The sequence below is a fragment of the Pseudoalteromonas sp. OOF1S-7 genome (assembly GCF_022347765.1).
Lineage (GTDB): Bacteria > Pseudomonadota > Gammaproteobacteria > Enterobacterales > Alteromonadaceae > Pseudoalteromonas.
The window spans coordinates 54,814-66,249 of sequence record NZ_JAKRFZ010000006.1; the positions used below are offsets into that span (position 1 = coordinate 54,814).

Sequence of the window (11,436 nt, forward strand, 5' to 3'; positions counted from 1 at the left end):
GGAACGGTCCAATAAAACATTTGTGATTTTTCTGTAACAGTGTGTAGAATCACTGAATCCTTTAACACGGAGTAATCCAAGTGAGCGAAATTAACACCAACCAAAGTTATGTAGCCAGTGGAGATGCAAAAAACAACAACTATTTGTTGCCACTGACCGCCATGACCACCCTGTTTTTTTTATGGGGCTTTATTACTGTACTGAACGATGTACTGATCCCGCGACTGAAAGCGGTGTTTGACCTCAGTTATACCGAAGCTATGCTGATCCAGTTTTGTTTTTTCAGCGCCTATTTTATCGTTTCTTTACCTGCCGGCGCATTCCTCAAGCGCTTTGGTTACAAAAACGGTGTTCTGACCGGCCTGGTAGTGGCAGCAGCAGGATGTATGCTGTTTTATCCGGCTGTGGTTGTCCATGAGTACTGGATATTCCTGAGCGCGTTGTTTGTACTGGCGTCAGGTATTACGGTTCTACAAGTATCTGCAAACCCCTATGTTGCAGCACTGGGTCCAGAGAAAACTGCCTCAAGTCGATTGAATCTGGCGCAGGCACTCAATTCATTGGGTACGACCGTTGGTCCGGCGGTGGGTGGCATGTTGTTATTTGGTGCCGGTGCCAGTATGGCAACTGACGCAACAGCAGACTCCGTTAAAGTACCTTATCTGATACTTGCCGGTGCCTTGCTGCTGATTTCCGCTGTATTTGCGTTTTTAAAGCTGCCGACCATCGAAGCGCATACAGAAGAAGGGGATTGTAAAGCCCGTGGTCACAAGCTGACCGAAGCTCCGCATCTGGTGATGGGTGTTGCGGCTATCTTTTGTTATGTAGGCGCAGAAGTTGCGATTGGCAGCTTCCTGGTTAATTATTTTGCCGAGCCATCGATTGCTGGTATGGAAGAGCATACCGCAGCCAAGTATATTTCTTATTACTGGGGTGGTGCTATGGTAGGGCGGTTTATTGGATCTGCGGCACTACAAAAGATTGCCCCTTCAAAAGCACTGATGTTCAATGCCATTGCCATTATTGCACTGTTGCTTCTGACGATGTCGACAGACGGCAAACTGGCTATGTTCGCGGTACTTGCTGTAGGCCTGTTCAATTCAATCATGTTCCCGACCATTTTCTCAATCGCTATTGAAGGACTGGGCTCTTTAACCAGTAAAGGGTCAGGCTGGTTATGTCTGGCAATTGTGGGAGGTGCACTGGTACCGCTGGGACAGGGTCTGGTTGCAGACAGTGCCGGGATCCAGATTAGCTTCATTGTCCCTATGGTCTGTTATGTCTTTATCGCCTGGTATGGACTGAATGTGGTGTCTCTGTACAAGCAGTGGCAGCAAAAAGTCGATAGCTAAACGCGCTTTTATCGAGCCGGCCTCAGCGCCGGCTTTTTTATGTCCGGTTAACTCCATTAACCTTGTTCCTTTGTATCTCGCTCACTATTTCTCATCCTGTTGCTATTGAATACGTATTCATTTGCGGTGTACTATAGAATGAATTGGAACGGTCCAAATAATTGCAATAGGTATAGAGGAGAGGTGCATGTATCGCATCATATCGGTAGCAACCCTGGCTACTATGATATCAGTCTCGTCGCTGGGGGAGGCTAACGCGTCAAACACTCAGTGGGTAGACCCATTTATAGGCACTGGCGGTGACGGCCACACCTTCCCGGGGGCTGTGGTACCCTTTGGCATGGTTCAGCTGAGCCCGGATACCGATAACCCCATGCGCGGTGTATCACCACAACCAGAAATCTATAAGCGCTGTGCAGGTTATCATTATGACGATACCACCATAGTCGGTTTTTCTCATACACACTTTTCCGGTACCGGACACTCTGATCTTGGCGATCTACTGATCATGCCCATCAGCGGGGAAGTTAAAACCGATCCGGGCACGGCAAAAGATCCCGACTCTGGCTATCGCTCGCGATTTTCGCACGATCAGGAATGGGCCGAAGCTGGCTACTATGGAGTAGAGCTACAAGATTACAATATTAAGGCCGAGCTCACAGCCAGTCCGCGTGCAGGTATGCATCAGTATACATTTAAAAATGGTGGCGAAGGTCATGTGCTGTTTGACCTGACCAGCGCGATTTACAACTTTGAAAACAAAGTTATCTGGAGTGATATCCGCAAGATCAACGACACTACGTTGCTTGCCTACAGGGCAACCAATGGCTGGGCACGTAATCGTCAAATGTATTTTGCCATTGAGTTTTCGCAGCCAATTGATAGCTACCGTTTTATCAACGAAGATAATATGCGCTATCGCTGCATGGGCTGTTTGGGCAAGGAAAAGCACTCCACCATAGAAAACAAAGCCGTAAAAATGAGTGCCGGTAAGGCGATAAAGTTTGTTGCCAGTTTTGCCAATGTCGAAAATAAGCCCCTCCAAGTGAAGGTTGCCTTGTCTGCCGTTAGCCGCAGCAATGCGTTGGAAAACCTGCACGCGGAAATACCGCACTGGGATTTTAACAAGGTGCGCGAAGCGGCCAGTTCTCAGTGGGCATCCTACTTGGATAAAGTGGATGTAGAAGGGACTCGCTCCGAAAAGCGTCAGTTCTACACCGCGCTGTATCATGCCTTGCAGGCACCCAGTTTATATCAGGACGTCAATGGACAATATCGCGGTGTCGATGGTGAAATTCACGATGGTAAAGGCTTTGAGCATTATACCCTGTACTCGCTGTGGGACACTTACCGCGCGCTACATCCGTTACTGACCTATATCGACCCCGACAGAGTCTCGGGCATGATCCAGTCCATGTTGGTGCACTATCAGCAAAGCTACGAAAAGATGTTACCTATCTGGTCGTTCCATGCGCACGAGACCTGGACCATGATAGGCTATCACGCCGTTTCTGTGATAGCTGATGCCTATCTCAAAGGGATCCGAGATTACGACCTTGACCTGGCTGTAGAAGCCATCATTAATACGGCCAATAACCCGGTGTACGATGCGATCCCTGAATATAAGCAGTTCGGTTATGTGCCAATGGATGTGTTACCAGAGTCAGTGTCTATCACGCTTGAATATGCGTACGATGATTTTGCCATTGCCAGAATGTTTGAAGCGATGGGTAAAAGTGAGCTGGCAAAACAGTATTATGCCCGTGCAATGAGTTATAAGAATGTCTTTGACCCGCAAAGTGGCTTTATGCGCGGTCGTGACAGCCAGGGACGCTGGGATCCGGACTTTAACCCGTTTAAGGCCAAATACATGGGGCCGTTCACCGAAGGCAATGCCATGCAATACAGCTTTTATGTCCCGCAAGATGTCGCCGGCCTCATTACCTTAATGGGCGGAGACGAGGCATTCACCCAGCGTCTCGATGACTTGTTTGATACGCCTTTATCCCATGACATGATCAAAGAGCACGAAGACATCGCCGGTTTGATAGGTAACTATGCCCATGGTAATGAACCCAGTCATCATATTGCGTATTTGTATAACTACGCCGGTAAACCGTGGAAAACCCAGCAACGTATTCGCCAGATTATGGATACCTTAAGCTCAGATAAACCCGACGGTCTGGCAGGTAATGACGACGTAGGGCAAATGTCTGCCTGGTATATCTTCTCAGCAATGGGTTTTTATCCGGTAGCTCCTGGTGACCTGGCCTATGCCATTGGTGCGCCACAAACACCCAAGGTTACGTTGAAATTGGCAAATGGTAAGCAGTTTACAACCACTGCGGTTGGTTTGAGCGATGCAAACAAATATATCCAATCGGTTACTTTGAATGGCAAGGTCCTTGAGCGCAGTTATCTGACTCATGACGACATTATGTCGGGCGGGGAGCTGAGGTATGTTATGGGCGATAAACCAAATATGAATTGGGGTAAAGCCTTTAAAGCAAGGCCTCCGGCTTTATCCAAGTATCAGTAGCATGACCCGATTACAATTTCATCAAGCAAACGGCCAGGCTGTGTTGTCCTTCAGTATCGGTCAATGTTGTTAGACTGAGGTCGATACAACTTGCGGTGATCATTGTGTTAATCAAAGGTGGGATAAGTCCCGCCTTTTTTCATTTTTAGCGTTGACACTTGTCCAATAACTATTCAGTTAAAAAATAAATTGTGAAAACAAGTGTATAATTGACTTAAGACCGCAAAAGTTTCGCCGATAAGGTAAGACAAACTCGTTAAGATTTGGTAAAACAAATTTGTATTAGCAGAATTAAGACAGGATCCCCATGTTTAGTGCGCTCAAATTTACAACTAAAATAACACTGGCCGCTTCATTGGTGCTGGTGATCGTGCTTTCCCTTTTTACCGTGAATAACTTTATTCTGATGCGCTCGCAAACTCAGGCTCAACTGACCCTGGTATTGCAGGAAATCTCTGAGTCGGTATCGCAGAATATAGCCAACTGGCTAAACGACAGGCTGGATATTGTCAGCTCTGTTGCCAGCGGCCATCGTGCTAACGACTCGACGGCGGATATTCTGCGTCGAGTACAAACGGCCCATGAGGCAGGGCATTTCAAAAATACCTTTATTGGCACACCCGATGGCCAGTTTGTACTGAACGATACCAGCGTAGTATTGCCCAGTGATTTTGATGCCACCCAAAGGCCCTGGTATAAACTGGCTGAGCGAAAACGCGACACCGCGTTCACAACACCTTATATTGATGTCACCAGTAACGAACTGACCATCACCGCAGTAGTTCCTATTATGCGCAATGGTCGCTTCTCGGGCGTTGCTGGGGGCGACATAGACATGGCGACCATTACAGACATAGTCAACGAAATTGATTTTCTGGGTTACGGTTATGGCTTTTTATTGGATGCAGAAGGTCGGATCCTGAGCCACCCGAATACGCAGCTAAACGATAAACCTATGGCGGATCTGTTCGGCACCAAACTGCCGCTGTCTGAGTCATTCGCTGATCTGACCATAGATGGCAAAGAAAAACTGGTTTCTTTTGTTAAAATGCGCGGTATTAAAAATGTCGACTGGTACCTCGGGGTAGTGATCGACAAAGAGATTGCATACAGCTCAGTGGCCTCATTTCGCAATATGGCACTTATCTACATGCTCGTGGGCGTTGTGGTGATTGTAGTGATGTTACAGCTGTTACTGAAATACCTGATGCGGCCAATGGTTCACTTAAACGAAGCAATTAAAGACATAGCTCAGGGAGAAGGTGATTTGACCCGCAGACTGGAAGTTGAAAACAATGACGAGTTTGGTGAGCTGTCTAATTACTTCAACCTGTTTGTAGACAAAATTCATCAAAGTATCTCTAAGGTCAAGGAAACCACGCTGGCGCTTGAGCAAGTGATGGCCGGGCTGCAATCGCAGACACAGGGCGCACTGGACATCTATACCGAACAAACCAAACGTACAGACAGTGTTGCTACGGCCATCAATGAACTGTCATCCAGCGCGGTTGAAATTTCAAATAATGCTAAACATGCCTCGGAATTAGCGACGGAAGCAAACAGTTTATCCAGTCAGGGTCAGGTTGCACTCAACGCCAATATCGAAGAGATAGGCTCTCTCAGTGCCAAGATGCAGGAAGCCCAGTCGACAATTGATGGCCTGGATAAATTGACCTCCAGTATCGGACAGGTACTTGAAGTCATTAAAGGGGTCAGTGAGCAGACTAACCTGCTGGCGCTAAACGCGGCAATTGAAGCTGCGCGCGCCGGTGAAGCCGGGCGCGGGTTCGCCGTGGTCGCCGATGAGGTCAGACAGCTTGCTCAGCGGACACAAGAGTCGACTCAGGAAATTGAAAACACCATTGGCGAGTTGCAGCAGGGATCTGCGTCGGCCGTAGCGGTGATGAAGTCGAGCATCGATGATTCCAGTAACAGTGCTCAGCAGGCTCAGTCCGCCGGTACTAAAATGCAGGAAGTGACGCATGCAATCGACTCTATTGATGGTGTAAACCACGCCGTGGCCAGTGCAACACAGGAGCAAAATGCGGTGATCCAGTCGCTCGACAGTGACATTCATGGGATCAGCGATTTGTGTGTTGAGGGCAGTGACAGCCTGACAAAAACACTGGAAGAATGCCAGACACTAAAATTGCAATTTGATGAACTTGAAAATATGCTCGCCAAGTTTAAGGTCTAACCCTCTCTAAGGCTGCGCTCATGCAGCCTTTTTCATTTATTGCACAAGACTAAATAAATTCCCTTCATGAATCATATATGACAGCTGTAACCTAAATGTATTTTTAGCGCAACATGGATGTCATTTAGGCACATTAGACTGCACGCAATTCCAATATAGCAACAAGCAAATATTAAAAGGTGTATGCGATGAAGTGCGTTAACCACTTGCTATTAGCAGGTATGGTCGCAGTAGCGGCTAATGCTCAGGCAAACGATCTGGATAAGGTCATTGATTCAAGTTCGGCAATTAATCAGTCCGCTTTGCAATCTCAAAACAAAATCAACTCAATTGCAGACGATATGCAGTCACGGCTGCAAAAGTTCAGAACCCTGAATAAAGAAATCGATGGCCTGGTTGTTTACAACAGCCAGCTGGATAAGCAGATCAAAAATCAATTAGAAGAAATGGCTGCTATCAATGCGTCGATGGATCAGGTATCGGTTATCGAGCGTCAAATTACGCCGCTGATGATGCGCATGATCACCGGTCTTGAGCAATTCGTTGCCCTCGATGTGCCATTTCTTAAAAATGAACGCGCCGAGCGTATCGCAAAGCTACAGGCCATGATGGACCGCGCTGATGTGTCTTCCAGTGAAAAATTCCGCCGCGTTTTAGAAGCGTACCAGGTAGAGGTTGAATACGGTCGCACTATCGAAGCTTACTCAACACTGCTCACCGTGGACGGTCAGGAGCGCGAAGTCGATATGCTACGTATCGGACGTCTTGAACTACTTTACGTAACCAAAGATGGCAGTAAAGCGGGTAGCTGGAACAAAGAGAGCAAGTCTTTCACTGCATTGCCAGACACCAACATCAGTCAAATCAACAAGGGTATCCGTATTGCCCGTAAGCAACTTGCCCCGGATATGTTAACTCTGCCAATTCAGGCTGCAGAATAAGAGGTATACAATGAACTTTTTTAAATCTTTCAGCCTAAAAACGGTTATGGCAGCGACACTGGCGTTGTCGAGCTCCGCATTTGCAGCCGAGCAAGCGATGGACCTGGATACCCTGTTAAAGCAACTTGAACAAGGTCAGACAGCCCAGAACGCGCAAAACGCCCAACGCGAAGCGCAGTTTAAGGCACAACAGAGCGAACAGGTTCGCATGCTGCGCGAACTGACCGCAAACCGTGACGGTGAGCTAAACCGCTCAGAGCGCCTTGAAACACAGTTTGAAGAAAACGAAATCAAGCTGGGTAACCTGAGCGATACGCTGTCTAAACGCATGGGTTCACTCAAAGAGTTGTTTGGTGTTCTGCAGCAGGTTGCGGGAGACTCAAGCAACAAATTCCGCACGTCAGTGGTCTCTGCCGAAATCCCAAACCGCAGCGCGTTTATGGATGATATGGCACAGCGCATGGGCTCAAGCACCAAGCTTGCGTCAATAGAAGACATTGAAAAAGTCTGGGTTGAGTTACAGCGCGAAATGACCGAGCAGGGTAAAGTCTCTCGCTATACCTCAGATGTGATTGTCGCCGGTGGTGCCAAAGAGCAAAAAGAAGTACTGCGTGTTGGTGCATTTAACCTGATTGCTGATGGAAAATACCTGTCTTACAACCCAGAAACTAACACATTGTCTGAGTTGACGCGTCAGCCTACTGCACGCTTCACACAAAGTGCAGCTGACCTTCAGTCTGCGCAATCAGGTATTGTCGACTTTGCACTTGACCCAACTGGCGGCTCAATTCTGGGTCTGCTGGTTCAGGCGCCAAACACCAAAGAGCAGGTCGAGCAGGGCGGTGCTGTCGGTTATGTCATCCTGGGCGTAGGTTTGCTTGCACTGTTAATTGCCATCGAGCGCTTTATATCTCTGATGATTATGGGTGCTAAGATCAATCGCCAGCTAAAAGACTCTGTTGCACGTGAAGACAACCCGCTGGGTCGTGTTATGAAAGTTAAAGAGCAACACCCGAATGTAGCGTATGACACACTTGAGCTTAAGTTAAGTGAAGCAATTCTGCGTGAGATGCCGAAAATTACCCGTAACCTGACCCTGATTAAGATTATTTCAGTAGTTGCCCCGTTGCTTGGTCTACTGGGTACGGTAACCGGTATGATCAATACCTTCCAGGCAATTACACTGTTTGGTACAGGTGACCCGAAACTCATGGCAGGTGGTATTTCTACTGCACTTGTTACGACAGTGCTGGGTCTGGTGGTTGCTATCCCAACCGTGTTCCTATACACCCTGCTTAACACACGCTCTCGTAACTTGCTGCTTATTCTGCAAGAGCAAAGCGCCGGCATCATCGCTGAACGCAGCGAGAAAGGAGCGTAATTGTGGTTCTTTTAGTAGATGCAATTAATGCGCTACGTGAGTTCCTAGATACAGGTGGCCAGGTTCTCCTGGTCATCGGACTGGTCACATTTCTGATGTGGTTGTTGATCCTCGAGCGCTTTATGTTTGTGTTCGGCAAGTTCAGAACGTATCGCAAAGATCTGCTGAACAGCTGGAGCAGCCGAGAGGAAAGAAACAGCTGGAATGCAGAGCAGATCCGCCAGGCCATGATCTCACGAGCCGGTATTCAGCTTAACAGTAACTTACCTTATATCAATGTCATGGTTGCCCTGTGCCCCTTACTGGGTTTGCTCGGCACTGTGACCGGCATGATTGAAGTCTTTAATGTCATGGCAATCACAGGCTCCGGCAGTGCCCGCTCGATGGCAGCCGGTGTATCCAAGGCAACCATTCCTACTATGGCTGGTATGGTTGGCGCGCTGTCCGGGGTGTTTGCCTCGACCTTTTTGCAACGCAAAGCGAAGCGCGAAGTAGAATTGCTGGAAGACAAGCTGTTGCTTGACCACTAGAAAAGAATTTGAGGAAACAAAATGAGAGCTCCACTAGCAAAGGTTTTTCAGGAAGAAGAAGCCGAAGAAATTAACATGACGCCGATGCTGGACGTTGTATTTATCATGCTGATCTTCTTTATCGTTACCGCGTCTTTCGTCAAAGAAGCGGGCATAGATGTAAACCGCCCGGAGGCGGCGACAGCTGTGAAAAAGCAGCGCGCCAATATCCTGGTTGCCATTTCAGATAAAGGCGAGATTTGGATCAACAAACGCCAGGTTGATATCCGCGCTGTACAGGCCAACATCGAGCGTCTGAAAGCGGAAAATCCACAGGGCAGCGTGGTTATTCAGGCGGATAAAAAAGCAACTACAGATACCTTAATCAAGGTAATGGATGCATCGCGTGCTGCAGGCGCGTTTGATGTATCGATTGCAGCACAGGAATCATAGGATTAGAAAATGCGTTACTTACTAGCACTCGTTATTGCAGGTATTGTGACTTTTTTCTTGTTTCTCGGTATGCAAGCACTGATCACAGGCGGCGAAGGCAAAATGGAAGAGCCCGTCAAAGGCAATGTACTTGACTTTGTTCGCCTGAAAAAAGAAGAAACAGTTCAGAAAAAAGAACGCAAGCCACAAAAACCACCAACGCCAAAAGAGCCGCCTCCACCTATGGATGCGCCTCAGATGCAAAGTAATAACCTCGATGCAGCAGGCGCTGACTTTAACTTTAGCGCAGACGTTGCAGCTGATGTAGACCTTGCCGGAGGACTGGCACTCGAATCCAGTGATGGTGAATATCTACCAATCGTTAAGGTTGCGCCAGTCTATCCCAGGCGTGCGCTGTCACGCGGTATCGAAGGATACGTGATCGTTGAGTTCATAGTGACGAAACAAGGCACGGTAAGAGATCCGGTTGTCGTGAAAGCTGAGCCGGAGAATATTTTTGAGCGTGCGGCAATGGATGCGGCTTTGAAATTTAAGTACAAGCCACGTGTTGTGAACGGTGAAGCGGTAGAAGTAGCCGGTGTTCAGAACAAGATCTCATTCCAGATCAATGGCTAACAGACAAAGGTGCGATTATGAAAGTATTTAAAAAAGTCTTGTTGGCAAGTGCACTTAGTTGCGCCGGCCTGATAGCGCCAAGTATGGTCTCGGTGTTACCGGGTGTTGACCTGGCGGTTGCACATGCAGAAACCAAAACAAAGCGTGTGCCTGCACTGCGCGAAAAAGTATACAGCCAGCTGGCACGTGCACAAAAGCTGGCCGACGAAGGCGACGTCAAAGGTGGCCTTGAGGTGCTGGACTCCATTAAAGAACGTTCGGGTAGTATGAACTCTTACGAAATTGCCATGATGCACAATTTCTATGGGTTTATCTATTACAACGAAAACCAGCTTGATAAAGCCATCGCTTCATTTGAGCAAGTGGTTGCTGAAGAGGCTATTCCAGAGTCACTGCGATTATCCACGACTTTTAGTCTGGCGCAATTGGCCATGGCCAATGGTGATTATAGGGCTACTGTCGATTATCTGGAAAGGTGGAAGGAAATTAATACTCAGCCAATTAAAAGTAATTATTACGTATTAAAAGCACAAGCTTTATATCAGGATAAAAACTATCAATCGGCTGTCGAAAATATCAATATAGCGATATCATTAACAGAAAGTGAAGGTAATGTTCCAAAGGAGAGCTGGCTGGTTCTGCAAAGGGCATTATACTACTCAATGAATCAACCTAAAAAGGTTGCTGACGTACTGGAAAAAATGGTTAAGCTGTTTGATAAGCCAGAATACTGGGTTCAATTAGCGGGTATGTTCGGTGAGCTGGGCAAAGAGAAAAAGCAATTGGCTTTGCTCGAAACAGCCAAACAGCGCGGCTTTATTAAGAAACGTAGCGACGTTATTCAGCTGGCTCAGGTTTACCTGTTTAATGGTTTACCTTATAAGGCGGCGGTTGCTCTGGATGAAGGCATCAAGAATGGGGTTGTCGAAGGCAATGCAAAAAATTATGCCTTTATTGCGGAGGCTTATGTCCAGTCCAAAGACGAAAGCAAGTCGATTGACTACTTTGCCAAAGCAGACAAAGCAGTTGACCATGGTAACTACTTACAGCGTATAGCGGAAGTCTATATTAACCTGGAAAAGTTTGACGAAGCTGCCGACGCTGCGCGAGCAGCACTTGACAAGGGAGAGCTTAGCTTCGAATCCAATGCCTATGTAGCACTCGGTATGGCGCAGTATAACCTTAAAAATTTCGACGCTTCTATACTCGCATTTGAACAGGCTGAAAAGCACAAAAAATCGGCTAACCTTGCCAAGCAATGGATTAAATATGTAAAACGAGAAAAAGTTCATGCTGAAACGTTAAAGCAAGCTTTGTTATGATTTTATAATCGCAACACCAAAGCCGCCTTCGGGCGGTTTTTTTATTCCAGTAAAAATATTTTACCTACAATGGATACTTTCATTTTTCTGAAAATAAACAGACACACAAATGAAATATAGACTTTAT

At 47.2% G+C, this 11,436-nt stretch carries 9 protein-coding genes; all 9 read left to right on the plus strand.

The window, feature by feature from the left end; all coding sequences use genetic code 11:
- Positions 1 to 80 precede the first annotated feature (80 nt).
- The 9 genes from MHN33_RS10845 to MHN33_RS10885 all read left to right on the plus strand — a co-directional run bounded on the left by MHN33_RS10845 (position 81) and on the right by MHN33_RS10885 (position 11,309).
- Positions 81 to 1,352: a sugar MFS transporter gene (locus MHN33_RS10845; protein WP_239397952.1), complete on the plus strand. Its 1,272-nt coding sequence runs from the start codon at positions 81 to 83 to the stop codon at positions 1,350 to 1,352.
- A gap of 187 nt (positions 1,353 to 1,539) precedes the next feature.
- Positions 1,540 to 3,891 carry a GH92 family glycosyl hydrolase gene (locus MHN33_RS10850; RefSeq protein WP_275442779.1) on the plus strand — a complete coding sequence of 784 codons (2,352 nt, stop codon included), beginning with the start codon at positions 1,540 to 1,542 and terminating at the stop codon, positions 3,889 to 3,891.
- 307 nt (positions 3,892 to 4,198) lie between these two features.
- Entirely contained in the window at positions 4,199 to 6,088 is a 1,890-nt protein-coding gene (locus MHN33_RS10855) for a methyl-accepting chemotaxis protein (RefSeq protein ID WP_239397953.1), read from the plus strand.
- Positions 6,089 to 6,276: 188 nt separating this feature from the next.
- A complete protein-coding gene (locus MHN33_RS10860; RefSeq protein ID WP_125718053.1) occupies positions 6,277 to 7,029 on the plus strand; it encodes a DUF3450 domain-containing protein in 753 nt (250 codons plus the stop codon).
- A gap of 10 nt (positions 7,030 to 7,039) precedes the next feature.
- Positions 7,040 to 8,410: a MotA/TolQ/ExbB proton channel family protein gene (locus tag MHN33_RS10865; protein WP_239397954.1), complete on the plus strand. Its 1,371-nt coding sequence runs from the start codon at positions 7,040 to 7,042 to the stop codon at positions 8,408 to 8,410.
- Between the two features lie 2 nt (positions 8,411 to 8,412).
- Positions 8,413 to 8,940 carry a MotA/TolQ/ExbB proton channel family protein gene (locus tag MHN33_RS10870; RefSeq protein WP_010381299.1) on the plus strand — a complete coding sequence of 176 codons (528 nt, stop codon included), beginning with the start codon at positions 8,413 to 8,415 and terminating at the stop codon, positions 8,938 to 8,940.
- A gap of 21 nt (positions 8,941 to 8,961) precedes the next feature.
- A complete protein-coding gene (locus MHN33_RS10875) occupies positions 8,962 to 9,372 on the plus strand; it encodes a biopolymer transporter ExbD (protein WP_010381303.1) in 411 nt (136 codons plus the stop codon).
- A 9-nt stretch (positions 9,373 to 9,381) separates the two neighbouring features.
- On the plus strand, positions 9,382 to 9,987 hold the full coding sequence (locus MHN33_RS10880) for an energy transducer TonB (RefSeq protein WP_046005184.1): 606 nt from the start codon (positions 9,382 to 9,384) through the stop codon (positions 9,985 to 9,987).
- A gap of 17 nt (positions 9,988 to 10,004) precedes the next feature.
- Positions 10,005 to 11,309 (plus strand): tetratricopeptide repeat protein, encoded by a 1,305-nt coding sequence (locus tag MHN33_RS10885; protein ID WP_239397955.1) that lies wholly within the window; start codon positions 10,005 to 10,007, stop codon positions 11,307 to 11,309.
- Positions 11,310 to 11,436: the final 127 nt, after the last annotated feature.

Excerpts from the sequence above, each read along its gene's own strand:
- MHN33_RS10875 (WP_010381303.1), top strand. The coding sequence starts at position 8,962 with ATGAGAGCTCCACTAGCAAAGGTTTTTCAGGAAGAAGAAGCCGAAGAA.
- MHN33_RS10850 (WP_275442779.1), top strand. The coding sequence starts at position 1,540 with ATGTATCGCATCATATCGGTAGCAACCCTGGCTACTATGATATCAGTC.
- MHN33_RS10855 (WP_239397953.1), top strand. The coding sequence starts at position 4,199 with ATGTTTAGTGCGCTCAAATTTACAACTAAAATAACACTGGCCGCTTCA.
- MHN33_RS10880 (WP_046005184.1), top strand. The coding sequence starts at position 9,382 with ATGCGTTACTTACTAGCACTCGTTATTGCAGGTATTGTGACTTTTTTC.
- MHN33_RS10860 (WP_125718053.1), top strand. The coding sequence starts at position 6,277 with ATGAAGTGCGTTAACCACTTGCTATTAGCAGGTATGGTCGCAGTAGCG.
- MHN33_RS10885 (WP_239397955.1), top strand. The coding sequence starts at position 10,005 with ATGAAAGTATTTAAAAAAGTCTTGTTGGCAAGTGCACTTAGTTGCGCC.
- MHN33_RS10865 (WP_239397954.1), top strand. The coding sequence starts at position 7,040 with ATGAACTTTTTTAAATCTTTCAGCCTAAAAACGGTTATGGCAGCGACA.